This window comes from Streptomyces sp. NPDC002490 (assembly GCF_040296045.1).
Classification (GTDB): Bacteria; Actinomycetota; Actinomycetes; order Streptomycetales; family Streptomycetaceae; genus Streptomyces.
In genome coordinates this window covers 1-24,286 of the sequence record NZ_JBEOWM010000049.1, presented here as the reverse complement: position 1 = coordinate 24,286, position 24,286 = coordinate 1, and the positions used below count along the sequence as shown (strand labels likewise).

The following is a 24,286-nucleotide window of genomic DNA, read 5'->3' as shown; positions in this document are numbered from 1 at the left end:
CGAGGACCTTCTTCAGCGGTTCTTCGAGCGCGGACACCCCCCCATTGCACACCACGCCGCCGACATCGCCGGGGAGCCGCTGTGCGCCGGCCCCCCTCCGTCCGGAGGATCCGCTGGTCGGCCGGTCGGTTCGGGCTCACTCGACGCCGATGAGCAGCAGCGCCGAGTGGCGTCCGCCCCGGTAGACGACGGTGTCGACCGCGAGGTGGGACTCGCGCACATGGCGCTCCAGTCGCTCCGCGACCCCTTCGGGGGCGTCCTCCCCGAGCACCAGGGTGACCAGTTCGCCGCCGGCGGCGAGCATCCGGTCCAGCACCGCCACCGCGGTCCGGGCGAGCGGGTCGGTGCCGGTGCCCGGGCCGGGGGCGGCCTCGATCACGGCCACGTCCCCGTCGATGAGTCCGAGCAGGTCGCCGGCCTGGCAGATGCCCGCCATGGTCCAGGACTGGCGTTCCGCGACGGCGAGTTCGCCGTACCGGGTGGCGCCGGCCGCGGAGGTCATCGCCACCACGTCCTCGTCGAAGCGGCGGCCGGGCTCGTGGACGGCGAGGGCCGCGATGCCCTGGACCGCCGACCGGGTGGGGATCAGCGCGACCCGCACCCCGTCCGCGCGGACCTGCTCGGCCGCGGCGGCGGCGGTGTGCCGCAGTCCGGCGTCGTTGGGCAGCACCACCACCTCGCGGGCGCCGGCGCGCCGGATGACCTGCGCCAGCTCCCCGCTCGCCGGCGGCTCACCGGGGCGGGCCAGCACGGGCACGGCACCGGCCCCGGCGTACAGGTCGGCCAGGCCCTCGCCGGGCACCACGGCCACCACCGCCCGGGGCACCGGTTCGGCGGCGGGGCGCTCCGGTCCGGGGCGCACCGCGTGGGCGTCTCCGGCGCCGAAGTGGGTGATCCTGATGCGGTGCGGGCGGCCCGCCTCCACTCCGGCCTCGACCGCCGCCCCGGCGTCGTCCACGTGGACGTGCACGTTCCACAGCCCGTCGCCGCCGACCACCACCAGGCAGTCGCCGAGCGCGTCGAGGCGGGCCCGCAGCCGGTCCACCGCCGCGTCGGTGGCCTCCAGCAGGTAGATCACCTCGTAGGCGGGCCCGTCTACCGGTTCGGGTTCTCCACAGCCCGCGTCCGCGGCGACCGGGATGAGGGGCCGGGCCGGGCCGACCGCGACGGACGCCGGACGCTCCCCCGTCACCGCCTCCACCAGCGCCCCGAGCACGGCGACCAGTCCCCGTCCGCCGGCGTCCACGACGCCGGCGCGCGCCAGCGCCGGCAGCTGCCCGGGGGTGGCCTCCAGCGCGGCGAGCGCGCCCCGGTGGGCGGCCCGCACCACGGTCGCGGCGTCGGCCGTCCCCCCGGCCTCGGCGGCCCCGCCCGCCGCGTCCGCCGCCGCCGTCGCCACGGTCAGGACGGTGCCCTCCACGGGGTGGGCCACCGCCTCGTAGGCCGACTCGGCGGCACGGCGCAGCGCCCGGGCGAGCCGCCGGGCCTCTTGGCGGTGGCCCGCGGGCGGTTCCTCGGCGAGCACCTGGGCCATGCCCCGCAGCAGCTGGGCGAGGATGGTGCCGGAATTGCCGCGCGCGCCGATCAGCGCGCCGTGCGCCATGGCGCGCACCGCTTCGGCGTTCTCGGGGAGCCGGGGCTCGTGTCCGGCGAAGACCGCTTCCACCGCCTGGGCCGCGGACTCCGCGGTCAGGTAGAGGTTGGTGCCGGTGTCCCCGTCGGCGACCGGGTAGACGTTGATGGCGTCGATCTCCTCGCGGGCCCGGCCCAGTGCCTCCAGGGACCGTGCGCACCAGGCACGGACCGTGACGGCGTCGAGGATCTGGGGCACTGCTTCGCCTCCTTGGCATCCGGACTGCGACGCAGCGTAGACCCCCGGGGCCGGGGTGCCGGGAAGCGGCCGGTGACCTGGGGCGGGGCGCCGGTCCTGGGCGACCGTGGTAGTTTCGTTCTACCGAGGCAGCCGTAGTATGCTGCTCCGGTTGCCCGATACACATCGGGCCTTCCCCCTGGCACCGCCACCCGATCACTGATCCCGGCATGCCGGGTTCAACCGTAAGTGCATCTGAAGTCTTTGGAGTGACCCGTGGCTGCCAACTGCGACGTCTGCGGCAAGGGGCCGGGCTTCGGCAACAACATCTCCCACTCGCACCGCCGTACGTCCCGTCGCTGGAACCCCAACATCCAGCGCGTGCGTGCCGTGGTCGGTCGGACGCCGAAGCGGCTCAACGTCTGCACCTCGTGCATCAAGGCCGGCAAGGTCTCGCGCTGACGTAAGGCTTAGCGCGGCCACTTGCTGGTTGCTGAGAAGCCGGTCCCCCCTGGTGGGAGGGCCGGCTTTTTCGTCTGCGCGCCGTCGCCCCCCGCGGTCGCGGCGGGCGGTGCGGCTACGCGGTGTACCCGGCGGTGTTCCGCAGGGCCCAGGCGTGGTCCACCGGGCCGATGCCCGCGCCCAGCGGGTACCCGGCGCCGATCGCCCCGGTCACGTACTCCTTGGCCGTGGCCACCGCCCTCGGCACCCGGTCCCCGTGGGCGAGCCGGGCGGCGATGGCGCTGGCCAGGGTGCAGCCGGTGCCGTGGGTGTGCCGGCTGTCGATGCGCGGGGTGCGCAGCCAGTGCTCCTCGGCGCCGTCCGTGAGGAGGTCGACGGCGTCCCCGGCGAGGTGTCCGCCCTTGATCAGCACCCAGCGCGGCCCCATCCGCAGCATCGCGTCGGCGGCCCGGCGCATCCCGTCCTCCGAGATCACCTTGACCCCGGTGAGTTGGGTCACCTCGTCCAGGTTGGGGGTGGCCACGGTCGCCGTGGGGAGCAGCTCCAGCCGCACCGCGTCCAGCGCGGTGGGCGCCAGCAGGGCGTCCCCGTGCTTGGACACCCCCACCGGGTCCACGACCACGGGCGCGTCGGTCGCGGCCAGCAGGCCGGCCACCGTCTCCACGAGTTCGGCCGAGGCCAGCATGCCGGTCTTCACCGCCTGGACGCCGATGTCGTCCGCCACGCTGCGGTACTGGGCGCGGACCGCGGCCACCGGCAGCTCCCAGGCGCCCTGGACGCCCCGGCTGTTCTGCGCGGTGACGGCGGTCAGCACGCTCATGCCGTGGGTGCCGAGCGCCAGCATCGTCTTGAGGTCGGCCTGGATGCCGGCCCCGCCGCCGGAGTCGGAGCCGGCGACGGTGAGCACGCGGGGCGGTGCCGAGCGGGCTATCGGGGTGGCGGAGGGCGGCTGCGGAGTCATGGTCGTCGTTCCTCAGTCCGTTCGGGGCCCGGTCCGGGCCGGTGGTGGGGGTGCGTCGGAGGGCCGCCGTCAGCCCTCGATGTCGCCGAAGTGGTCCCAGCCGCTCGCCCGGGTCCAGGCCGCCCCGTCGACGGTGACCTGGGGAAGTGCCGAGGGGTTCAGCACCTCGCCGATGACCCGCCAGCGGGCCGGGAGCTTCACGTCCGGGGGGAAGGTGGCCACGATCGCGTGGTCCTCCCCGCCGGTGAGTACCCACAGCAGCGGGTCGATGCCCACCGCGGCGGCGATGTCGTTCATCTGCGAGGGCACGTCGACCGCGGCGGAGCGGACGTCGATGCGGACCTTGCTGGCTTCGGCGATGTGCCCGAGGTCGGCGATCAACCCGTCGCTGACGTCGGTCATGGCGGTGGCGCCGAGGCCGGCCGCGGCCGGGCCCGCGTGGTACGGCGGCTCGGGTCTGCGGTGGGCCTCCACGAAGGCGCGCGGGGAGCGGAAGCCGCGGGAGAGCACGGCGTGCCCGGCCGCGGACCACCCCAGCCAGCCGGTCACCGCGACCACGTCGCCGGGTTGGGCCCCGGCCCGGGTCACCGCTTCGTGGCCGCGCAGGTCGCCGAGTGCGGTGATGGACAGGGTGATGGTGTCCCCGCGGACGACGTCTCCGCCGACCACGGCGGCGCCCGCCACCTGGCACTCGTCCCGCAGCCCGTCCATCAGCTCGGTCGGCCAGGTCACCGGCAGTTCGGCGGGCACCACCAGCCCCAGCAGCAGCGCGGTGGGCACGGCGCCCATCGCCGCGATGTCCGCGAGGTTCTGGGCGGCGGCCTTGCGGCCCACGTCGTAGGCGGTGGACCAGTCGCGGCGGAAGTGGCGGCCCTCCAGCAGCACGTCCGTACTGGCGACGACCCGCCGGTCCGGGGCGCTGACCACCGCGGCGTCGTCCCCGGGACCCAGCCGTACCGCCGGGGTGGTGGTGAGCCGGGCCGTCAGTTCCCTGATGAGCCCGAACTCCCCCAGTTCGCCCACGGTGCCCTTCATCCTCGTCCTGCCCCTTCCGCGCGGGTGCCGTGCCGGCCGCGCGCCCCCGGGACGACCGGGGGCGTCGTCGACCGGGCCGGACCGGTCCTGGTTGCCGGGGTGCCGTGCGGGACGGGCGCGGTCGTCAACCCGTGCCGCCCGTGCACCCCGTGCGCGCCGCGACCGCCGCGGGTCTCCCCGTGACGGACGGCGACGCGATAACGTGGCGTCCCTTTCCCCCGCATATTCCTCGTCATGGCCGCCCTGGAGGTCCCGTGGTACAGGCGTACATCCTGATCCAGACAGAGGTCGGCAAGGCGTCGGCCGTCGCCGAGACCATCGCCGGGATCCCCGGAGTGACCCGGGCCGAGGACGTGACCGGACCCTATGACGTGATCGTGCGCGCCCAGGCCGACACCGTCGACGAGCTGGGCCGCATGGTGGTGGCCAAGGTCCAGCAAGTGGACGGCATCACCCGCACCCTGACCTGCCCGGTCGTCCATATCTAGCCCCGTCTACGCTTGGCCGGTGAACTCTTCGCGCCGCCGGCCCCGTCCGTTCGGACCCTCCGCCCCCGCCCTGCTCGGTGTCTTCGGCGTGCTCGGCGCGCTCGCCGGCTGCACGTCGGTCGACGGACCGGTGACGGCGGCGGTCCCCTCCCCCGGGGCCAAGGCGGCCGGGCTCTGTCGGGACCTGCACGCGGCGCTGCCGGAGCGGGTGGACGGCTTCGACCGGGTGGACCCGGCGCCCGCCTCCGAGCTGACCTCGGCCTGGGGCGATCCGGCGATCATACTGCGCTGCGGGGTCCCCCGGCCCGTGCGGATGAACGACCCGGAGGCGGACGGCGTCGACGTGAACGGGGTGGGGTGGCTGTTGGAGGAGCAGGACGACGGCTCGTTCCGCTTCACCACCGCACTGCGCCTCGCCTACGTCGAGGTGACCCTGCCGAAGTCGCTCAAGGACCGCGGCATGGGCCCGTTGACCGATTTCGCCGGGCCCATCACCGCCACGGTGCCCGAGGGCATCGCCGACTGAGCCCGGCGGCCCCCGCTACCGCAGTCCGGTCGACCGGTCCAGCGCCGCCCGGACCAGCCGGTCCACCAGCTCCGGGTACGAGACCCCGCTCGCCTCCCACATCCGCGGGTACATGGAGATGGGAGTGAAACCGGGCATCGTGTTGATCTCGTTGATCACGAAGCGGCCGTCCTCGGTGAGGAAGAAGTCCGCGCGGACCAGGCCCTCGCACCCGGCGGCCTCGAACGCGGCCACCGCCAACCGCTGGATCTCGGCGGTCTGTTCCCCGTCCAGCGGGGCCGGCACGATCCCGTCGGCCGAGTCGATGTACTTCGCCTCGAAGTCGTAGAAGTCGTGGGACTGCACGGGCGGGATCTCGGCGGGCAGGCTCGCCCGCGGCCCGTCCTCGAACTCCAGCACCCCGCACTCGATCTCCCGGCCCCGCAGCAGCGACTCCACGAGGAACTTGGGGTCGTGGCGCCGGGCTTCGGCGATCGCCTCGTCGAGACCGGCGAAGGAGTCGACCTTGGTGATGCCCATCGAGGAGCCGGCCCGCGCCGGCTTGATGAACAGCGGCCAGCCGTGCTCGCCGGCGAAGTCGGCGATCCGCTGCCGGGCGCCCTGCTCGTCCCGCTCCCACTCCCGCGGCCGGACCACCAGGTAGGGCCCGACCGGCAGGCCGAAGGAGATGAAGACGCGCTTCATGTACTCCTTGTCCTGGCCCACCGCGGAGGCGAGCACCCCGGAACCCACGTACGGGATGCCGGAGAGCTCCAGCAACCCCTGGAGGGTGCCGTCCTCGCCGTAGGGGCCGTGCAGCACCGGGAAGACCACGTCGACGTCGCCGAGGGCCTTGGGCACGGAGCCGGGCTCCTGGTAGACGACCTCGCGGTTGGACGGGTCGACCGACAGCGCCACGGTGCCCTCGGGCGATTCGGCCAACTGGTCGACGTCCGGGACCGCCCGGTCGGCGATGGCCATCCGTTCGGGGTCGTCGACGGTGAGCGCCCAGCGCCCGTCCCGGGTGATGCCGATGGGCAGCACGTCGTACGTGTTGCGGTCCATGGCGCGCATCACGGCGCCGGCCGTGACGACGGAGATGCCGTGCTCGGAACTGCGACCGCCGAACACGACGGCCACGCGCGGCTTGCGGAGCCTGGGGCTCTGGGGTGAGGTCTCGCTGCTCATAACGGGTCGAGCGTACCCGCTGCCCCGCCCGGGGTCAGCGTCCGCGGCGGCCCGGACGTCCGGCACCCGGGTGAGACCGGGCGCCGGGCCCGGTCAACGGCGTTCGGGCTTGGCGCTGCGGGACATGAGTTCCTTCAGCGCGACCACCGGCGGCTTGCCCTCGTGGACGATGCCGACGACGGTCTCCGTGATGGGCATGTCGACGCCGTGCCGGCGGGCCAGGTCCAGCACGGACTCGCAGGACTTGACGCCCTCCGCGGTCTGCTTGGTGACCGCGATGGTCTCCTGGAGGGTCATGCCCCGGCCCAGGTTGGTGCCGAAGGTGTGGTTGCGCGACAGCGGCGAGGAACAGGTGGCGACGAGGTCCCCGAGGCCGGCGAGCCCGGAGAACGTCAGCGGGTCGGCGCCCATCGCGAGGCCGAGGCGGGTGGTCTCGGCGAGCCCCCGGGTGATGAGGGAGCCCTTGGCGTTGTCGCCCAGGCCCATGCCGTCCGCGATGCCCACGGCCAGTCCGATGACGTTCTTGACCGCGCCGCCCAGTTCGCAGCCGACCACGTCGGTGTTGGTGTAGGGGCGGAAGTACGGGGTGTGGCAGGCGGCTTGGAGCCTCGTGGCCACGGCCTCGTCGGCACAGGCCACGACGGAGGCGGCGGGCATCCGGGCGGCGATCTCCCGGGCGAGGTTGGGCCCGGTGACGACGGCGACCCGCCCTGCGTCGACCTTCGCCACGTCCTCGATGACCTCGCTCATCCGCATCGCGGACCCGAGTTCGACGCCCTTCATCAGGGACACCAGGACCGTGTCCGGGGCGAGCAGCGGCGCCCAGGAGGCGAGGTTGCCGCGCACCGTCTGGGAGGGGACCGCGAGGACCGTGAAGTCCGCGCCCGCGGCGGCCTCGGCGGCGTCGGTGGTGGCGCGCAGGCCCGCGGGCAGTTCGACGCCGGGGAGGTAGTCCGGGTTGGTGCGGGTGGAGTTGACGGCCTCGGCGAGGTCGGCGCGGCGTCCCCACAGGGTGACCTCGCAGCCGGCGTCGGCGAGCACCATGCCGAAGGCCGTGCCCCAGGAGCCGGTGCCGAAGACGGCTGCCTTGACGGTGCTGGTCACGTGTCGTCCTTCGAGTCGTGGTGGAGTGCGGTGCCCTCGCCCGCGGTGCGCCGGCGCTGCTGGTCCCGCACCTGACGCGGATCGTAGGGGGTGGCCGGGGCCTTCTCCCCGCGCAGCACCTCCAGTTGGGCGGTGATGGCGGCCATGATGACCTCGGTCACCTCCTTCAGGAGCTCCGGGGTCTGTTCCTCGCCGTAGAACCGGGACAGGTCCACGGGCGGCCCGGCCAGCACCCGGTGGGTCTTGCGGGGCCACGGGCGCGGTCGCGTCGCGTACGGGGGGAGCAGGAGGTTGGCGCCCCACTGGGCGACCGGGATCACCGGGCAGCGGGTGGTGAGGGCGACCCGGGCGGCTCCGGTCTTGCCGGCCATGGGCCACTGGTCCGGGTCGCGGGTGAGGGTGCCCTCGGGATAGAACGCCACGCACTCGCCGCGCCGCACGGCGTCGATCGCGGCACGGAAGGCGCTCAGCGCGTCGGTGCTCTCCCGGTAGACGGGGATCTGACCGGTGCCGCGCATCGCGGCGCCGACGAACCCCTTGCGGAACAGTCCGTGCTTGGCGAGGAAACGCGGCGGGCGCCCGGTGTTGTATTGGAAGTGCGCGTAGGCGATCGGGTCCACATGGGAATTGTGGTTCACCACCGTGATGAATCCGCCCGAAGCCGGAATGTTCTCCGTTCCTCGCCAGTCCCGCTTGAACAGCACCACCAGGGGTGGTTTGCAGAGGGCCGCCGCGAGGCGGTACCAGAAGCCGAATTTTCGGCGGGACACGCGAACACCTTCCTCTGATCACTCCACCCGACCCCCGGTTCGGGCCTGGTCAGGGGCCCAAGTGTGGCCGCGGGCCGCCCCCTGTGTCGAGCACACGGTACGCCCGGGGTCCGACGCGTCCGCGCCTCGCGACACGGGCGGAAGGGGGTCCCCGCGACGCCTGCGCAGCGGGCCGTGAGGACAATGGGCGCGATGCGTGGGGACGGAGCGGCGGTGCAGTGGACCTTGATCGTCCCGTTGAAGCCCTTGGCACGGGCCAAGAGCAGGCTCGCGGACTCCGTCGCGGACGCGTTCCGCCCGGGCCTGGTCCTCGCCTTCGCCCAGGACACCGTGGCCGCGGCGCTGGCCAGCCGGGCGGTACGGGATGTGGTGGTCGTCACGGACGACACGCTGGCCGGCCGCGAACTGGCGGGGCTCGGAGCCCGTGTCGTGCCGGACGGGGCCCGGGGCCGGGGGCTGAACGCCGCGCTGGAGCACGGGGCGGGCGTCGTCCGGGAGGAGCGGCGGGCGGCCCCGCTCGCCACCTTGAACGCCGATTTGCCCGCATTGCGACCGAAGGAATTGACCCGTGTCCTCCTCCGTGCCGCGCAATTCCCGCGCGCTTTTCTCCCGGACGTCTCGGGAATCGGAACGACACTGCTGACCGCATTGCCCGGAACGGAATTGCGCCCGCTGTTCGGCGGGGCTTCGCGGCTGCGGCACCGCTCCTCCGGGGCGGCGGAGCTCGTCCTGCCGGGCGCCGTCTCGGTGCGTCAGGACGTGGACACCGGCCGGGACCTGCGGGCCGCCCTGGCCCTGGGGGTGGGACCGCACACCCGGCGGGCGGCGCCGCACGCCCTCGGGCCCCGGGGGCCGCGTCCCGGCGACCGCGCGCCGTAGGGTTGTCCCATGCAAGCCACCGCGTACACCTACGAACCGGATACCCGCAGCGGCAGCGTGCTGTTGGACGACGGGACCCCGGTCCCGTTCGACGCGGCGGCGTTCGACGCGGGGGGCCTGTTGCTGCTCCGCCCGGGGCAGCGGGTGCGGATCGAGGTCGACGGCGGCGGTCCGGCGCCTCGGATCACCCTGGTGACGCTCCAGACCTTCTGAGTCCGCGGATCCCGAACGGCCCGCGGGCCGGGCTCCCCGAGGGGAGTCCGGCCCGGCGCACGGATGACCACGAGGCCCTTCGGCCTACCGCTTGCGCGCGGTGGTCTTCTTGGCGGTCGTCTTGCGCGCGGTGGTCTTCTTCGCCGGCGCCTTCTTGGCGGTGACCTTCTTGGCCGGGGCGGTCTTCTTCGCCGCGGTCGTCTTCTTCGCCGCGGCCGTGGTCTTCTTGGCGGCCGTGCTCTTGGCTGCGGTCGTCTTCTTCGCCGCGGAGGCCCGCTTCGCGGTGGTGGCCTTCTTGGCGGCGGCCGTGGTCTTCTTCGCCGCGGCCGTGGTCTTCTTCGCCGCGGCGGCCGTGGTCTTGCGGGCCGTCGTCTTCTTGGCGGTGGCCTTCTTGGCGGCGGCCTTGGCCGTCGTCTTGGTCCCGCCGGTCAGGCTGCCCTTGGGAGCCTTCTTGACGGAGACCTCGCCGCCCTTGGGGAGCTTCTTCGAGCCGCTCACCAGGTCCTTGAAGCCCTGACCGGCACGGAACCGGGGCACCGAGGTCTTCTTGACCCGGACCCGCTCGCCGGTCTGCGGGTTGCGGGCGTACCGGGCCGGTCGCTCGACCTTCTCGAACGAACCGAAACCGGTGACCGAAACCCGGTCCCCCGCGACGACCGCGCGGACGATGGCGTCGAGTACGGCGTCCACGGCGTCAGCGGCTTGCTGACGCCCACCGAGCTTGTCGGCAATGGCTTCTACGAGCTGCGCCTTGTTCACGTCTTCCCCTTCGGAAACATTGCTCGAACGCATCCGCTCAAGCTTTTTCGCACGTTAGGCAGATATATACCGCAAATCAAACACGAAACGGGCTAATCACCCTTGTGCCGCAATGAACTCGACCGCTGCCCGCTCGGTCGACCCACTGCGGCCCGATGCCGGTGCCGCTCAGTCGCCTTCAGGGAAACGACCTTCGTCGAGATCCACACTCAATCGCTCCAGACGCCTTGCCGCATCGGCGAGATCGTGCTTGGCCACGGCCGTAATGACCAGCAGCTTCCGGGTCAGCGCCATCCGTACGCCCTCCGGGACTTGCAGTGTGCGCACAGTGGCGTGCGCCTCCTTCAAACGGTCCGCGACGACCCCGTAGAGCTGGAGTTGGTCGTCACGTCCCATGCACCGATTGTGCCATCTAGGGCGAGTTGTCGCCCGCCCAGGGGGCAACTACCCCCCTCGGAGGGCATTTCTCGGAGCTGTCAGGGTCTCATGCGCAAGGGTACTTTCGGCCTCTTGTGGCCCTCAACGGTGGTGAGTTGGCGCACGTGTCGGTGTCCCACGAACGGGTGGGACGGGGACACGGGAGCACACACGGATGTACCCCCAACCGTGGGACGGCTGGGGGTACATCGACGGCGCCGGAGGGCGCCGGGAGGGGCGCTCGGGGACGATCGCGGAGCGCGCGGCTCCGACCGGACGAGCCCCGGTCGGACCCGCCGGGCGGGTCGCGCTCCGGTCAGACCGTGAGGGTGCGCGGCTTGAACGAGGGGCGTCGAGCCTCGTAGGTGGCGATGTCGGCCTCGTTGGCCAGGGTGATGCTGATGTCGTCGAGACCGTTCAGCAGGCGCCAGCGGGAGTTCTCGTCGAGCTCGAACGGGGCGGTGACGCCGGCGGCGCGGACCTCGCGGGCCTGGAGGTCCACGGTGATCTCGGCCTGCGGGTCGCTCTCGACCAGCTCCCACAGCGCGTCCACGACCTTCTGGTCCAGGACGACGGTGAGCAGGCCGTTCTTCAGCGAGTTGCCCCGGAAGATGTCGGCGAAGCGGGACGAGATGACCGTCTTGAAGCCGTAGTTCTGGAGCGCCCAGACGGCGTGCTCGCGGGAGGAGCCGGTGCCGAAGTCGGGGCCGGCGACCAGCACGGTGGCCCCGGCGCGCTCGGGGCGGTTGAGGACGAACTCGGGGTCCTTGCGCCACGCCTCGAAGAGCCCGTCCTCGAAGCCGTCCCGGGTGACCTTCTTCAGCCAGTGGGCCGGGATGATCTGGTCGGTGTCGACGTTGGAGCGGCGCAGCGGGACGGCTCGGCCGGTGTGGGCGGTGAAGGCTTCCATGGCTCTCAGACTCCTGCGGGGGTGGCGACGCCGGCGTCGGCCAGGTCGGCGGGGGAGGCCAGATGGCCCAGGACCGCGGTGGCGGCGGCGACCTGCGGGGACACCAGGTGGGTGCGTCCGCCCTTGCCCTGCCGGCCCTCGAAGTTGCGGTTGGAGGTGGAGGCGGACCGCTCGCCGGGTGCGAGCTGGTCGGGGTTCATGCCCAGACACATCGAACAGCCCGCGTGCCGCCATTCGGCGCCGGCCTCCTTGAAGACCTTGTCCAGGCCCTCGTCCACGGCCTGGAGGCCGACCCGGGCGGAGCCGGGGACGACCAGCATCCGTACGCCGTCCGCGACTTTGCGGCCCTCCACGATCGCGGCGGCGGCCCGCAGGTCCTCGATGCGGCCGTTGGTGCAGGAACCTACGAAGACGGTGTCCACCGTGATGTCCCGCAGCGGCTGGCCGGCGGTCAACCCCATGTACTCCAGGGCCTTTTCGGCGGCCAGGCGCTCCGAAGCGTCTTCGTACGAAGCGGGATCGGGGACCTGCGCGGACAGCGGGGCGCCCTGACCTGGGTTGGTGCCCCAGGTGACGAACGGCGAGAGGCTGGCGGCGTCGATGACGACCTCGGCGTCGAAGACGGCGTCCTCGTCGGTCCTCAGGGTCTTCCAGTAGGCGACGGCGGCGTCCCAGTCCTCGCCCGCCGGGGCGTGCGGACGGCCCTTCAGGTAGGCGAAGGTGGTCTCGTCGGGGGCGATCATGCCCGCGCGGGCGCCCGCCTCGATGGACATGTTGCAGATGGTCATCCGGGCTTCCATCGAGAGCTTCTCGATGGCGGAGCCGCGGTACTCCAGGACGTACCCCTGTCCGCCGCCGGTGCCGATCTTGGCGATGATCGCCAGGATCAGGTCCTTGGCGGTGACGCCGTCGGGCAGGTCGCCGTCCACGGTGATGGCCATGGTCTTGGGCCGGGCCAGGGGCAGGGTCTGGGTGGCCAGCACGTGCTCCACCTGGGAGGTGCCGATGCCGAAGGCCAGACCGCCGAACGCCCCGTGCGTGGAGGTGTGCGAGTCGCCGCAGACCACGGTCATGCCGGGCTGGGTCAGGCCCAGCTGGGGACCGACGACGTGGACCACGCCCTGCTCGACGTCGCCCAGCGGGTGCAGCCGCACCCCGAACTCGGCGCAGTTGCGGCGCAGCGTCTCCAGCTGGGCGCGGGACACCGGGTCGGCGATCGGCTTGTCGATGTCGAGGGTCGGGGTGTTGTGGTCCTCGGTGGCGATGGTGAGGTCCAGCCTGCGCACCCGGCGACCGTTCTGCCGCAGGCCGTCGAACGCCTGCGGGCTGGTCACCTCGTGCAGCAGGTGCAGATCGATGAAGAGGAGGTCGGGCTCGCCCTCTGCGCGCCGGACGACGTGGTCGTCCCAGACCTTTTCCGCGAGTGTCCTACCCATCGCTTTCCCTCCGGTCGGCCGTCGTTGGTCGACCCAACTAGGTGTGTGAGAGTCGTCGCCCGTTCCCCTCGTGCCGGGGCGACCGCCGACGCCCGTCGGTCCACGGGTCGGCGTGTGGGTACAGGGTGACAAGTTCCTCGGAGAATTGAACTTGCGTTTCACAGAGTGAGACGCGAGTATCGTTGCATGGACAACTCTAGTGGGGTCGGCGTTCTCGACAAGGCTGCTCTCGTGCTGAGCGCCCTGGAGTCCGGTCCGGCCACCCTCGCCGGGCTGGTCGCGGCGACCGGACTCGCTCGGCCCACCGCCCATCGTCTCGCGGTCGCCCTGGAGCACCACCGGATGGTGGCCCGGGACATGCAGGGCAGGTTCATCCTGGGCCCGCGGCTCGCGGAGCTGGCCGCGGCGGCCGGGGAGGACCGGCTGCTCGCCACGGCCGGGCCGGTGCTCACCCACCTGCGGGACGTCACGGGCGAGAGCGCGCAGCTCTACCGGCGCCAGGGCGACATGCGGATCTGCGTGGCCGCCGCCGAGCGACTGTCCGGACTGCGGGACACCGTCCCCGTGGGCTCCACGCTCACCATGAAGGCCGGCTCCTCCGCGCAGATCCTCATGGCCTGGGAGGAGCCCGAGCGGCTGCACCGCGGCCTCCAGGGCGCCCGCTTCACGGCCACCGCCCTCTCGGGCGTCCGCCGCCGCGGCTGGGCCCAGTCCATCGGGGAGCGGGAGCCGGGCGTGGCCTCGGTCTCCGCCCCGGTGCGGGGCCCGTCCAACCGCGTGGTGGCCGCCGTGTCGGTCTCCGGCCCGATCGAGCGGCTGACCCGCCACCCCGGGCGGATGCACGCCCAGGCGGTCATCGACGCCGCGGGCCGCCTCTCCGAGGCGCTGCGCCGCACCGGCTGAACGCACGGAGGGGGCGCCGCGGCGCCCCCTCCCGGCCCCGCCCGGTCAGCCGGCGGCGAACCGCTGGGCCGCCCGGTCGCCACGGCGGGCCACCGGGGCGGTGCCGTGGGCCGCCCCCAGCCCGAAGGCGGGCATGTCCACGTAGATGTTCTCGTAGCCCCCCGCCGGCACGACGTAGGTCTCGTGCCAGACGCCCAGGCCGGCCGGTGCTCGGCGTCCGGCTGTGCGGCGTAGGGGCCGTGGACGACGACTCCCTGGACCACCACGACCGGCTCGGCGCGGCGGTGGGCGCACTCCCCCACGACGCGGGGCGGAACGGTTCCGCAGCCGCTGGCGGAGGTGGCCCGCTTCGGATACCCCTGGGACGCCGACCACTTGGCGCCGTACGGGCGCCTGGCGCAGGAGTTGGCGGTGACGGACCTGGACTTCGTGGAGCGCTACGGGTCGCCGGAGGAGCAGGTGGAGGCGGCGGTGGCGCTGACGGTGCTGTACGAGCCCGTGTTGCTGAGCCTGCGGCGACTCGCGGACACCGCGGAGTCGTACCGACGCTTCGCCGCTCCGCGGACCGGGGAGGCGGGGGCCTGAAGCCCGATCGGTCGGCGCGGGACGGGCGGGGGCCGATCGGCCCCCGCCTCCGACGCACGCACGGAGAGGGCGCCACCGCTGGGTGGCGCCCTCTCCGTTCTCGATGTACCCCCGACCGGATTCGAACCGGCGCTACCGCCTTGAGAGGGCGGCGTGCTAGGCCGCTACACAACGGGGGCCTTGCAGATGAGCTCTGCGAGCTGGCCTACCAGGACTCGAACCTAAACTAACTGAACCAGAATCAGTCGTGCTGCCAATTACACCATAGGCCACTGTCGGAACCGGTTTCGCGGAACCGAAGCGTACCCCCGACCGGATTCGAACCGGCGCTACCGCCTTGAGAGGGCGGCGTGCTAGGCCGCTACACAACGGGGGCTTTGGGCGATCCCACCCGGCCGACGGCCGGGTGTTTTCACCGCTCGACCGACGGGAGCGACCCGATGATCACGCGGGATGGATCTGTACCCCCGACCGGATTCGAACCGGCGCTACCGCCTTGAGAGGGCGGCGTGCTAGGCCGCTACACAACGGGGGCTTTGCAGATGAGCTCTGCGAGCTGGCCTACCAGGACTCGAACCTAGACTAACTGAACCAGAATCAGTCGTGCTGCCAATTACACCATAGGCCACCGTGACGCAATCCCCTGTCGGGGACCTTGTTCGGTACTGCGCTTCCCGCCGGACCTTTCGGCCCTCTCGGGCGGCGCAGGAAGAACATTACCCGAAGGTGGACGGCGCTCCAAAACGGGTATCCCCGCGCAGGAGCGCGGGGAGTTCGGCGAGCGAAGCGATCCGGTGCGGTCCGGCGGGCACCCCGCCGGTCCAGGTGCCGCGGTCGAGCCACACCGAGAAGAGCCCGGCCGACGCCGCCCCCGCCCCGTCGATCTCGGGGTGGTCGCCCACGTACACCACCTCGTGGGCGGGCAGTCGCAGAGCGTCACAGGAGGCGTGGAACGCTTCGGCCGCGGGCTTGGCGACCCCCAGCTCCGCGGCGCACAGCAGCGACTCGAAGCGGTCGCGGACCCCGAGGGCGCGCAGCTTGCGCTCCTGGTGGTGCGCGCTGGAGTTCGACAGCACGGCGTGCCGGAGGTCGGCGAGGGCGTCGAGGGCGGGCAGGACGTCCGGGAAGAGGGCCCAGGCGGCCTCGTAGTGGGTCAGGTAGCGGCCGAACCAGACGTCGGCCTGCTCGTCGGTGAGCGGGGCGGCCAGGAAGGCCCGGACCCGGTCGCGGCGCTGCCCCTCGAAGGTGGTCTCCCGCGCCGCGAAGCGCGCCCAGTGGACGTCGGTCAGCTCCCGCCAGAGCGCGAGGGCCCGCTCGGCGGTTCCGTACCGCTCCAGCAGGCCCTCGGCCCGCAGGTGGTGCCAGAGCCCGGCGCGGTCCGCCGCGGTGTAGGCGAAGAGGGTGTCGTCGACGTCCCACACCACGGCGCGCACGTTCATGCGGACACGCTACCCGTCAGCCCCCGAGCTTCGACAGGGCGGCGTCGATCCGGGCCAGGGCGCGGTCCTGGCCGAGCACCGCCAGGGACTCGAACAGCGGCAGGCCCACGGTGCGGCCGGTGACGGCCACCCGGACCGGGGCCTGCGCCTTGCCCAGCTTGAGTCCGTGCTCCTCGCCGGCCGCGAGCACGGCCGCCTTGAGCGCCTCGGGGCTGTTCCAGTCGGCCTCGGCGAGCTTGGCCCGCGCGGTGCGCAGCAGGTCGGCCGCGCCCTCCTTCATCGCCTTCTGCCAGGACGCCTCGTCCTCGACGGGCTCCTTGAGGAAGAGGAAGTCCACGTTGGCGGTGATGTCCGACAGGACGGTCAGCCGGGTCTGCGCGTAGGGGGCGATGGCCTGCCACGCGACGGGGTCGAAGTCCTCCGGGGCCCAGGGGGCGTGCGGGGCGCGCAGCCACGGCTCGCACGCCTCGGCGAACGCCTTCTCGTCGAGCAGCCGGATGTGGTCGGCGTTGACGGACTCGGCCTTCTTCAGGTCGAAGCGGGCCGGGTTGGCGTTGACGTCCGCGATGTCGAAGGCGGCGACCATCTCGTCCAGCGAGAACACGTCCCGGTCGGCGGCGAGGGACCAGCCGAGCAGCGAGAGGTAGTTCAGCAGCCCCTCGGGGAGGAAGCCGCGCTCGCGGTACAGGTTCAGCGAGGACTGCGGGTCGCGCTTGGAGAGCTTCTTGTTGCCCTCGCCCATGACGTACGGCAGGTGCCCGAAGGCCGGGACCGCCTCGGCCGTGCCGAGTTCGATCAGCGCCCGGTACAGGGCGATCTGGCGCGGGGTGGAGGAGAGCAGGTCCTCGCCGCGCAGTACGTGGGTGATGCCCATCAGGGCGTCGTCGACCGGGTTGACCAGGGTGTACAGCGGGGCGCCGTTGGCCCGGACGATGCCGTAGTCGGGGACGTTCTCCGGGGTGAAGGTCAGCTCGCCGCGGACCAGGTCGGTGAAGGTGACGGGCTCGTCGGGCATCCGGAAGCGGATGATCGGCGTGCGGCCCTCGGCCTCGTACGCGGCGCGCTGGGCGTCGGTGAGCTCGCGGCAGTGGCCGTCGTATCCGGAGGGCTTGCCGGCGGCGCGGGCGGCCTCGCGGCGGGCGTCGAGCTCCTCGGTGGTGCAGTAGCAGGGGTAGGCGTGGCCCGCCTCGCGCAGCTTGGCCGCCACGTCCGCGTAGAGGTCCATGCGCTGCGACTGCCGGTACGGGGCGTGCGGGCCGCCGACCTCGGGGCCCTCGTCCCAGTCGAGGCCGAGCCAGCGCAGCGAGTCGAGGAGCTGCTCGTACGACTCCTCCGAGTCGCGGGCGGCGTCCGTGTCCTCGATGCGCAGGACCAGGGTGCCCTGGTGGTGCCGGGCGAAGGCCCAGTTGAACAGGGCGGTGCGGACCAGGCCCACGTGGGGGTTGCCGGTCGGCGAGGGACAGAAACGTACACGGACGGGGCCGTTAACCACGCTGGATCACCTTGTTGGTGAGAGTGCCGATGCCTTCGATGGTGACGGCGACCTCGTCGCCGACGTTGAGGGGGCCGACCCCGGCGGGGGTGCCCGTGAGGATGACGTCGCCGGGCAGCAGCGTCATGGCCTCGGTGAGGTGGACGACCAGGTCCTCGACGGACCTGACCATGTCCTTGGTGGAGCCGAGTTGGCGTTGCTGGCCGTTGACCGTGCACTGGACGGTCAGGTCGGCCGCGGTCGCCAGGTCGATGCCGGTCTCCACCCAGGGCCCGAGCGGGCAGGCGCCGTCGAAGCCCTTGGCCCGGGTCCACTGTCCGTCGCTGCGCTGGACGTCACGGGCGGTGAGGTCGTTGGCGCAGGTGAAGCCGAAGACCACGTCCTTGACCCGGTCGCGGGGGACGTCGCGGCACAGCCGGCCGATGACCACGGCCAGCTCGGCCTCGTGGTGGACCTCCTGCGAGAAGCCCGGGTAGGCCACGGGGTCCCGGTGGCCGACGACGGAGGTGCTCGGCTTGAGGAAGCTGACGGGGGTGGCCGGGACCTCGTTGCCGAGTTCGGCGGCGTGTTCGGCGTAGTTGCGGCCGATGCCGATGACCTTGCTCGGGAGGACCGGGGGCAGCAGGCGGACCCGGTCCAGGGGGATCCGGGTGCCGGAGAGCTCGAAGTCGGCGAACGGGATGCCCTTGATGACGTTCACCAGGAGGCCCTCGGTGGAGCCGGGCGGACCGTCGCCCTCGATGGCGCCGAAGGCCACGTTGCCGTCGATGGAGAACCTGGCGATGCGCACGGTGGCTCGCGCCCCTTTGTTGTTGCCGGTGGATGTCGGGCGTCCAGGCTAACGCGGGTCGCCCGGGTGACCCGGGCGACCCGTGGCGGACGGCCCGACCGCGGCGGCGTTCCGGACCCGGTGGGCGGGGGTGCGCGCCCCGCCGGGCGGGGGTGGCCGTCCGGGAGGGTCAGGAGGTCGGCTCGGCGGGCCGGGGGACCTCCATCAGGACGGTGCGGCGGGGGTTGGCCGTCTGGGCGGGGAGGTCGAGGGAGTGGGTCGGCAGCTCCGCCGGGGCGAAGGCGGAGGCGTCCTCGAGGTGGGCCAGGGTGGTGCGGCGGGGGTTGGCCGTGGTGCTCTGCGGCGTCGTCATCTGGATGCGGGCCCTGTCCTGGACTCGGGGCGCCGAATTCACCCGCCACGGGGCGCTCCCGGCGCGCGGGTTGTCATTTGTGGAATCGTTGTAAAGCGTCAGGCTAAGCGCGCAATTCCCCGATGCGGGTGCACTAACGCGGGGATGAGTGTGTGAGTTTGCTCACGACTCATAAGACATTTCCGGCATTCCACAGACGGGGCGGGCGGGATCGAAACGGACATCAACCACCCGAAGCACCCATTCCGCTCCCGATCATGTCGACTGGGACACCCGAGTAACCCCAGCACGACATAGCGATATGCCCGCTTTGCCCTAGATAAGGGTCTACTTCTGGTGACTCGCGGCTCACGCCGTGTCACCGCCGCCATCGCCTGCCCCTCCGGTCTTGTTGGAGTTCCGGCACTGTGCTGGAATTCCACGGACCGCCGCGAGAACCAGACCGGCGCACAGGGGGCGCAACGGAGCGCCGAGTGAGCGGCGGGATGAGGACAGCGCCGGTCACTCACGACCACCACAGGGGTGCGGCACCGCGCGGCGCCCCTGATTGACGCCGACACCGTCCCGCCGTGCGGGGGGACGCCTGGTCCAGAGGTTGCGACGCTAGTGCAGGGACGTTTCAAGAGGGATGGCAGCGGTCCGGCAGAGCCGGAACCGCGCGGCGGGACCGACCGTGGCTCCTCGCCCCAGCACGCCCAGAACCCGGGACCCGTGTCCGTGGTGAGCAACAACGACGGCGCCCGGCCCGCGGGGCCCGGCGGCCCGCAGGGCCCCGGCGGCACGTCGGAGGCGGCGCCTGCCGGCGCCGGCGGCACCCCGCCCCCCGCCCCGTCCGCCAAGCCCAAGGTCCCGACCGGCCCCGGCTCCCGAATAGCCCTGCGCAACTGGCGGATCTCGACCCGTCTGGTCTCGCTGCTCGCCCTCCCCGTGGTCGCCGCGACCTCGTTGGGCGCGCTGCGCATCAACGAGTCCATGGACGACATCCAGCAGCTCGACAACATGAAGCTGCTGACGGACATGACGGACCACGCGATCCAGCTGGCCACCGCGCTCCAGAACGAGCGCGACAAGTCCGCCGGCCCGCTCGCGAACGGCGGCAAGGCCACCGACTTCGAGGTCAAGGGGCCCCGGGAGCGCACCAACCGGGCCCGGGAGACCTTCTTCCAGGGCACCCACGCCATCGACGAAGCCCGCGGACGCGACGGTCTGGAGGGCATCGACTCCACGATCCAGTCCATCTCCAGCCGGCTCACCGGTCTGACGAGCGCCCGCGAGAAGGCGTTCAAGGACCCGATCGCGTACTCGCAGACCGTCGACCTGTACAGCGAGCTCATCGAGGACCTGCTCGCCCTGACCCAGGACATGGCGCAGGCCACCAGCAATCCGGAGATGATCCAGCGGACCCGTTCGCTGGCGGCGTTCGCCTCCGCCAAGGAGTACGCGTCGGCCCACCGCGCGGTCATCGCCGCTTCGCTGCCGCCGAACAACAAGGAGCGCAGCGAGCTCTCGGAGCTGGACCGCCACTACGCGCAGACCCTCTCCGACAAGGAGATGTCCGAGCTCAGCGTCTTCGGACAGGTCTACCAGGGCAACGACATCGAACTGCTCAAGCCCATCGACAAGGGCCAGGCCACCATCAAGGAGTCGGAGGAGTACGCCACCCGACTCCTCAGGGTCGGCCCCGAGCGGGCCACCAAGCGGTCCTACAAGGACTGGCTGGAGGCCAGCACCACCAAGATCAACGCGATGAACAAGATCGAGCGGACCCTGCTCGACGAGATGGAGCAGAAGGCCCGCGAGCTGCGCAAGGAGTCGGAACGCGGCGCGATCATCAGCGGTGCGCTGATCCTGGTCGTCCTCGGCGTCTCGCTCATCGGCGCGTTCATCGTCGCCCGGTCCATGATCCGCTCGCTGCGGCGCCTCCAGGACACCGCGACCAAGGTCGCCCAGGACCGGCTGCCCGAGCTGGTCAAGCAGCTCTCCGAGTCCGACCCGCAGGACGTCGACACCTCCGTGGAGTCGGTCGGCGTGCACTCCCGGGACGAGATCGGCCAGGTGGCCGCGGCCTTCGACGACGTGCACCGGGAAGCGGTCCGACTCGCAGCCGAGCAGGCCCTGCTGCGGGGCAACGTCAACGCGATGTTCACCAACCTCTCGCGTCGCTCCCAGGGCCTGATCCAGCGTCAGCTCTCGCTCATCTCCGAACTGGAGTCCCGCGAGGCCGACCCCGACCAGCTCTCCTCGCTCTTCAAGCTCGACCACCTCGCGACCCGCATGCGCCGCAACGGCGAGAACCTCCTCGTCCTCGCGGGCGAGGAGCCCGGCCGCCGGTGGACCCGCCCGGTGCCGCTCGTCGACGTGCTGCGCGCGGCGGCCTCCGAGGTGGAGCAGTACGAGCGGATCGAACTCTCCTCGGTGCCCGGCAGCGAGGTCGCCGGCCGGGTCGTCAACGACCTCGTGCACCTGCTCGCCGAGCTGTTGGAGAACGCCACCTCGTTCTCCTCCCCCCAGACCAAGGTCAAGGTCACCGGACACGCGCTGCCGGACGGCCGGGTCCTGATCGAGATCCACGACACCGGCATCGGCCTCTCCCCCGAGGACCTGGCGGCGATCAACGAGCGGCTCGCCTCGCCGCCCACCGTGGACGTCTCCGTCTCCCGCCGCATGGGCCTGTTCGTGGTCGGTCGGCTGTCCCAGCGGCACGGCATCCGCATCCAGCTGCGGCCTTCCGACTCCGGCGGCACCACCGCGCTGGTCATGCTCCCCGTCGACGTCGCCCAGAGCGGCAAGCGCCCGCCGGTCGGCAAGCCCGGCGCGCCCGGTGCTCCGACCGTCGGCCCGCCCGGTGGCGTCCCCTCCGCGGCCCAGGCCGCGGCCGGCGCGGCAGCGGCCCGGCAGAACCGACCCGGCGGCGCCCCGGCCGGACCCGGCGGTCGCCCCGCACCTGGCCCCCAGGGCCCCGGTGGACCGGGCGCCACGCCGCCGGTCCGGCAGCCGGGCCGGCCGGCCCCCGCGGGCACCGGCGCCTTCTCCCCTGCTGCCCCGGGCACCCAGGGCCTCCAGTCCACCGGCGCCGGACAGCGGGGCGGACGACCGCCGGGCGGCGCGCCCGCAGCGGGTGCGCCCGGCTTCGGCGGCCCCCGACAGGGCGGCGACTCCTTCGACGGATTCGGTGCCCGCCCCGGCAAGTCCCCCGCCGACCGGCCCGACCCCCGCCCCGAGCGGGTCCGCCCGGGCCAGGACGCCCCGCGCCCGCAGCTGCCCGCCCGCGGCGGTCCGCGGGCCGAACTCCCCGGCGCCGACGGCCCGCAGTCCACCCCCGACTGGAGCGCCCCGAGCACGGTCGCCCCGGTCCCCCGGGCATCCGGCGACACCCCGCGCGGCCACGAAGAACCTCAGAGGACGCCGGGCGCGCCCGGGGCTCCGCGCTTCGACGAGCGCCCCGGCAACCCCCCCGCGTTCCCCCCGGTCGACCGTCAAGGGGCCGGTGCCACCGCGGAGTTCGGCCGGCCGGAACTCGACGCCCCGGCGCCGGACTTCGGCACCCCCCGTCCGGACCCCGGCTTCGGCCGGCCCGGCGACGGTGCCCAGGACGGCCGGTTCGTCCGCTCGGACGTCTTCGGCGCCCCGAAGACGCCGGCCGAGCCCGCCGGCCCGATCGTCCCCGCCGGCCCGGACACCCGGAACCCCGCCGCCACCGGCCAGTTCCCGGTGGCCCAGCCGCCCTCGTACGACGACCGCGAGCAGCACGCTCCCGGCTACGGCCAGGGTGCCGTGCACACCGGCCAGTTCGAGCGGCCCGCCCAGGACACCGGGCAGTACGCGCTCCCCGCGCCCGGCGCCGGCGCGTTCCCGCCCGGGGCCCAGGACACCGGCTCCTACGAGCGGCCGGCGCCGGAGCCCGCGCCGTACGAGCCTCCCCTCCAGGACACCGGCTCCTACGAGCGCCCGGTGCACCGGACCGGCCAGTTCGAGCTGCCGGCCCAGGAGAGCGGTCGGTTCGAGCAGCCGGGCGACACCGGCGCGTACGAGCTGCCCGCCCACCGGACCGGCCAGTTCGAGCAGCCCGCTCACGACACCGGGCAGTACGCCCTGCCGGACCAGGACACGGGCCAGTACGAGCAGCCCGCCCACGACACCGGGCAGTACGCGCTGCCGAGCCACCAGACGGGTTCGTACGAGCGCCCGGTCCCGCCCTACGGGCAGGCACCGGATGTCGTCGACGGACCGTCGGCGGCGCGTCCGGCCGCCCCGCTGCCCCCCGCGGGCCCGGGTGACGGTCGCACCCCGCTCTTCGACACGCTGGAGACGGACTGGTTCAGCGGCCAACGGGGCGCCGAACAGCAGCCGGCCGAGGAGACCGCGGCCCCCGGGCTGCCGGAGCGCCCGACGCTGTCGGTCTCCCCGGCGGGGCGTTCCGACGCCGAGGCTCCCGCGGGCCGCGGGCCGCAGGGCTCCGGCTCGTGGCGGACCTCCCCCAACGACGAACTCGTCCGGCAGGCCGAGCGGGTGCGCCAGCCCACCGCCGGCGGAGTCACCACCTCCGGGTTGCCGCGGCGGGTCCCCCGCGCGAACCTCGTCGCGGGCACGGCTCAGCAGCAACAGCACCAGACCGGTCCGCAGGTCTCGCGCGCGCCCGACGACGTGCGCGGCCGGCTGACCAACCTCCGTAGGGGCATCCAGCAAGGTCGGCAGGCCGGCAACGGTCCGTCGACCGGTAGCTACCCCCGCCCCACTCACCAGCAGGAGCACTAAGTTGAGCGCGATGAGCCAGGCGGCACAGAACCTGAACTGGTTGATCACCAACTTCGTGGACAACACCCCCGGGGTGTCCCACACCGTGGTGGTCTCCGCCGACGGACTCCTTCTGGCGATGTCCGAAGGCTTCCCCCGGGACCGGGCCGACCAACTCGCGGCGGTCGCCTCCGGCCTCACCTCGCTGACCGCGGGCGCCTCGCGGATCTTCGAGGGCGGTACCGTGACGCAGACCGTGGTGGAGATGGAGCGCGGCTTCCTCTTCATCATGTCGGTGTCGGACGGTTCCTCGCTGGCCGTCCTGGCGCACCCGGAGTGCGACATCGGCCTCGTCGGCTACGAGATGGCCCTCCTGGTCGACCGCGCGGGTGCGGTGCTCACCCCGGACCTGCGCGCCGAACTCCAGGGCAGCCTGCTCCACTGACCCCGCCCTCTCGTCTCCCGACCCGTCCGACCCGTCGCCCAGCCGATCGAACCGACCACCCACCGTCCGGCCGCCACTCGATCCCCCCACCGGCTCTGTCAGACGGCACGCAGACTCCCTGCTGTCCCGCCCGGAGGATTCATGACCCCGCCAACCGCCTCGCACGATCCGTACGGAGCTTCACACCACGCGTCGTACGGGCACGAGGGTGACCAGCCGCTGGTGCGTCCGTACGCGATGACCGGCGGTCGGACCAGGCCGCGGTACCAGCTCGCCATCGAAGCCCTGGTGAGCACCACCGCCGATCCCGCAGCCCTGATGGGGCTGCTCCCCGAGCACCAGCGGATCTGCCACCTGTGCCGTGAGGTCAAGTCGGTCGCGGAGGTGTCGGCCCTGCTGTCGATGCCGCTCGGTGTGGCCAGAATCCTCGTCGCCGACCTGGCCGAGGCGGGACTCGTCGCGATCCACCAGCCCGGTGGCGACGAGAACGCCGGTGGTCAGCCGGATGTGACACTGCTCGAAAGGGTGCTCAGTGGACTTCGCAAGCTCTAGCGGCGGGGCCGCCCGGTCGACCACCAGCGCGAAGATCGTGGTGGCGGGCGGCTTCGG

At 72.8% G+C, this 24,286-nt stretch carries 25 protein-coding genes, 5 tRNA genes and 1 pseudogene; 11 read left to right on the top strand and 20 right to left on the bottom strand.

Annotation, left to right across the window (positions count from 1 at the left end):
* Nucleotides 1–136: 136 nt before the first annotated feature.
* Nucleotides 137–1,831: a DAK2 domain-containing protein gene (locus ABT092_RS25430; protein WP_351247715.1), complete on the bottom strand. Its 1,695-nt coding sequence runs from the start codon at nucleotides 1,829–1,831 to the stop codon at nucleotides 137–139.
* Nucleotides 1,832–2,086: 255 nt separating this feature from the next.
* On the opposite strand from ABT092_RS25430, the gene rpmB reads away from it, so the two are divergent.
* Nucleotides 2,087–2,272, top strand: coding sequence for a 50S ribosomal protein L28 (gene rpmB, locus ABT092_RS25425; protein ID WP_003957616.1), 186 nt, complete (start codon nucleotides 2,087–2,089; stop codon nucleotides 2,270–2,272).
* Nucleotides 2,273–2,387: 115 nt separating this feature from the next.
* Here the strand turns inward: rpmB and thiD are convergent, their stop codons facing one another.
* Nucleotides 2,388–3,233, bottom strand: coding sequence for a bifunctional hydroxymethylpyrimidine kinase/phosphomethylpyrimidine kinase (gene thiD / locus ABT092_RS25420; RefSeq protein WP_351247713.1), 846 nt, complete (start codon nucleotides 3,231–3,233; stop codon nucleotides 2,388–2,390).
* A gap of 69 nt (nucleotides 3,234–3,302) precedes the next feature.
* The gene (locus ABT092_RS25415) at nucleotides 3,303–4,268 is read right to left on the bottom strand and encodes a thiamine-phosphate kinase (RefSeq protein WP_351247711.1); all 966 of its coding nucleotides are present in this window, start codon (nucleotides 4,266–4,268) and stop codon (nucleotides 3,303–3,305) included.
* 254 nt (nucleotides 4,269–4,522) lie between these two features.
* Here ABT092_RS25415 and ABT092_RS25410 point away from each other — a divergent pair, with 254 nt between their 5' ends.
* Together ABT092_RS25410 and ABT092_RS25405 are read left to right on the top strand one after the other, a co-directional pair.
* A complete protein-coding gene (locus ABT092_RS25410) occupies nucleotides 4,523–4,756 on the top strand; it encodes an Lrp/AsnC family transcriptional regulator (protein ID WP_351247709.1) in 234 nt (77 codons plus the stop codon).
* 19 nt (nucleotides 4,757–4,775) lie between these two features.
* Nucleotides 4,776–5,282: a DUF3515 domain-containing protein gene (locus tag ABT092_RS25405; RefSeq protein ID WP_451361968.1), complete on the top strand. Its 507-nt coding sequence runs from the start codon at nucleotides 4,776–4,778 to the stop codon at nucleotides 5,280–5,282.
* A gap of 15 nt (nucleotides 5,283–5,297) precedes the next feature.
* On the opposite strand, the gene ABT092_RS25400 is transcribed toward ABT092_RS25405, so the two are convergent.
* The 3 genes from ABT092_RS25400 to ABT092_RS25390 all read right to left on the bottom strand — a co-directional run bounded on the left by ABT092_RS25400 (nucleotide 5,298) and on the right by ABT092_RS25390 (nucleotide 8,323).
* Nucleotides 5,298–6,449, bottom strand: coding sequence for a D-alanine--D-alanine ligase family protein (locus tag ABT092_RS25400; RefSeq protein WP_351247707.1), 1,152 nt, complete (start codon nucleotides 6,447–6,449; stop codon nucleotides 5,298–5,300).
* A 93-nt stretch (nucleotides 6,450–6,542) separates the two neighbouring features.
* On the bottom strand, nucleotides 6,543–7,553 hold the full coding sequence (locus tag ABT092_RS25395; protein WP_351247705.1) for an NAD(P)H-dependent glycerol-3-phosphate dehydrogenase: 1,011 nt from the start codon (nucleotides 7,551–7,553) through the stop codon (nucleotides 6,543–6,545).
* Entirely contained in the window at nucleotides 7,550–8,323 is a 774-nt protein-coding gene (locus tag ABT092_RS25390) for a lysophospholipid acyltransferase family protein (RefSeq protein WP_351247703.1), read from the bottom strand. Before ABT092_RS25390 ends, ABT092_RS25395 begins: the two co-directional genes overlap by 4 nt.
* Before the next feature lie 213 nt (nucleotides 8,324–8,536).
* Here ABT092_RS25390 and cofC point away from each other — a divergent pair, with 213 nt between their 5' ends.
* Nucleotides 8,537–9,202, top strand: a complete 666-nt coding sequence (cofC, locus tag ABT092_RS25385) for a 2-phospho-L-lactate guanylyltransferase (RefSeq protein WP_351247745.1) — start codon at nucleotides 8,537–8,539, stop codon at nucleotides 9,200–9,202.
* Between the two features lie 9 nt (nucleotides 9,203–9,211).
* The gene (locus tag ABT092_RS25380) at nucleotides 9,212–9,415 is read left to right on the top strand and encodes a hypothetical protein (protein ID WP_351247701.1); all 204 of its coding nucleotides are present in this window, start codon (nucleotides 9,212–9,214) and stop codon (nucleotides 9,413–9,415) included.
* Between the two features lie 84 nt (nucleotides 9,416–9,499).
* On the opposite strand, the gene ABT092_RS25375 is transcribed toward ABT092_RS25380, so the two are convergent.
* From ABT092_RS25375 to leuC, 4 genes are all read right to left on the bottom strand, one after another.
* Nucleotides 9,500–10,174 (bottom strand): HU family DNA-binding protein, encoded by a 675-nt coding sequence (locus tag ABT092_RS25375; protein ID WP_351247699.1) that lies wholly within the window; start codon nucleotides 10,172–10,174, stop codon nucleotides 9,500–9,502.
* Between the two features lie 168 nt (nucleotides 10,175–10,342).
* The gene (locus tag ABT092_RS25370) at nucleotides 10,343–10,570 is read right to left on the bottom strand and encodes an SCO5555 family protein (protein WP_351247697.1); all 228 of its coding nucleotides are present in this window, start codon (nucleotides 10,568–10,570) and stop codon (nucleotides 10,343–10,345) included.
* 337 nt (nucleotides 10,571–10,907) lie between these two features.
* Nucleotides 10,908–11,501 (bottom strand): 3-isopropylmalate dehydratase small subunit, encoded by a 594-nt coding sequence (leuD, locus tag ABT092_RS25365; protein WP_351247695.1) that lies wholly within the window; start codon nucleotides 11,499–11,501, stop codon nucleotides 10,908–10,910.
* 5 nt (nucleotides 11,502–11,506) lie between these two features.
* The gene (leuC, locus tag ABT092_RS25360; RefSeq protein WP_351247693.1) at nucleotides 11,507–12,937 is read right to left on the bottom strand and encodes a 3-isopropylmalate dehydratase large subunit; all 1,431 of its coding nucleotides are present in this window, start codon (nucleotides 12,935–12,937) and stop codon (nucleotides 11,507–11,509) included.
* A gap of 186 nt (nucleotides 12,938–13,123) precedes the next feature.
* Here leuC and ndgR point away from each other — a divergent pair, with 186 nt between their 5' ends.
* A complete protein-coding gene (ndgR, locus tag ABT092_RS25355; protein ID WP_010984119.1) occupies nucleotides 13,124–13,840 on the top strand; it encodes an IclR family transcriptional regulator NdgR in 717 nt (238 codons plus the stop codon).
* Between the two features lie 45 nt (nucleotides 13,841–13,885).
* On the opposite strand, the gene ABT092_RS25350 is transcribed toward ndgR, so the two are convergent.
* Nucleotides 13,886–14,011: a hypothetical protein gene (locus ABT092_RS25350; protein ID WP_502968502.1), complete on the bottom strand. Its 126-nt coding sequence runs from the start codon at nucleotides 14,009–14,011 to the stop codon at nucleotides 13,886–13,888.
* Between the two features lie 168 nt (nucleotides 14,012–14,179).
* On the opposite strand from ABT092_RS25350, the gene ABT092_RS25345 reads away from it, so the two are divergent.
* Nucleotides 14,180–14,425: a hypothetical protein gene (locus ABT092_RS25345; RefSeq protein WP_351247691.1), complete on the top strand. Its 246-nt coding sequence runs from the start codon at nucleotides 14,180–14,182 to the stop codon at nucleotides 14,423–14,425.
* 106 nt (nucleotides 14,426–14,531) lie between these two features.
* Here the strand turns inward: ABT092_RS25345 and ABT092_RS25340 are convergent.
* The 9 genes from ABT092_RS25340 to ABT092_RS25300 form a co-directional block, all read right to left on the bottom strand.
* A tRNA-Glu gene (locus ABT092_RS25340) sits at nucleotides 14,532–14,604 on the bottom strand.
* A 21-nt stretch (nucleotides 14,605–14,625) separates the two neighbouring features.
* A tRNA-Gln gene (locus tag ABT092_RS25335) sits at nucleotides 14,626–14,697 on the bottom strand.
* Nucleotides 14,698–14,728: 31 nt separating this feature from the next.
* A tRNA-Glu gene (locus ABT092_RS25330) sits at nucleotides 14,729–14,801 on the bottom strand.
* An 86-nt stretch (nucleotides 14,802–14,887) separates the two neighbouring features.
* Nucleotides 14,888–14,960: transfer RNA gene (locus ABT092_RS25325), tRNA-Glu, on the bottom strand.
* Nucleotides 14,961–14,981: 21 nt separating this feature from the next.
* A tRNA-Gln gene (locus ABT092_RS25320) sits at nucleotides 14,982–15,053 on the bottom strand.
* Nucleotides 15,054–15,141: 88 nt separating this feature from the next.
* Entirely contained in the window at nucleotides 15,142–15,864 is a 723-nt protein-coding gene (locus ABT092_RS25315) for an HAD family hydrolase (RefSeq protein ID WP_351247689.1), read from the bottom strand.
* 16 nt (nucleotides 15,865–15,880) lie between these two features.
* Complete coding sequence (gltX, locus tag ABT092_RS25310) at nucleotides 15,881–17,356, bottom strand: glutamate--tRNA ligase (protein WP_351247687.1); 1,476 nt, start codon at nucleotides 17,354–17,356, stop codon at nucleotides 15,881–15,883.
* Nucleotides 17,349–18,146: a fumarylacetoacetate hydrolase family protein gene (locus tag ABT092_RS25305; RefSeq protein ID WP_351247685.1), complete on the bottom strand. Its 798-nt coding sequence runs from the start codon at nucleotides 18,144–18,146 to the stop codon at nucleotides 17,349–17,351. The genes gltX and ABT092_RS25305 overlap by 8 nt, the downstream gene beginning before the upstream one ends.
* A 169-nt stretch (nucleotides 18,147–18,315) precedes the next feature.
* Nucleotides 18,316–18,498 (bottom strand): hypothetical protein, encoded by a 183-nt coding sequence (locus ABT092_RS25300; protein ID WP_351247683.1) that lies wholly within the window; start codon nucleotides 18,496–18,498, stop codon nucleotides 18,316–18,318.
* A gap of 606 nt (nucleotides 18,499–19,104) precedes the next feature.
* On the opposite strand from ABT092_RS25300, the gene ABT092_RS25295 reads away from it, so the two are divergent.
* The 4 genes and pseudogenes from ABT092_RS25295 to ABT092_RS25280 all read left to right on the top strand — a co-directional run.
* Nucleotides 19,105–23,253, top strand: a complete 4,149-nt coding sequence (locus ABT092_RS25295; RefSeq protein WP_351247681.1) for a sensor histidine kinase — start codon at nucleotides 19,105–19,107, stop codon at nucleotides 23,251–23,253.
* A 10-nt stretch (nucleotides 23,254–23,263) separates the two neighbouring features.
* The gene (locus ABT092_RS25290; RefSeq protein ID WP_030787430.1) at nucleotides 23,264–23,677 is read left to right on the top strand and encodes a roadblock/LC7 domain-containing protein; all 414 of its coding nucleotides are present in this window, start codon (nucleotides 23,264–23,266) and stop codon (nucleotides 23,675–23,677) included.
* A gap of 141 nt (nucleotides 23,678–23,818) precedes the next feature.
* Nucleotides 23,819–24,229 carry a DUF742 domain-containing protein gene (locus ABT092_RS25285; RefSeq protein ID WP_351247679.1) on the top strand — a complete coding sequence of 137 codons (411 nt, stop codon included), beginning with the start codon at nucleotides 23,819–23,821 and terminating at the stop codon, nucleotides 24,227–24,229.
* Nucleotides 24,210–24,286: pseudogene (locus ABT092_RS25280) on the top strand (ATP-binding protein); the annotation flags it as partial. The gene ABT092_RS25285 and the pseudogene ABT092_RS25280, both read left to right, overlap by 20 nt.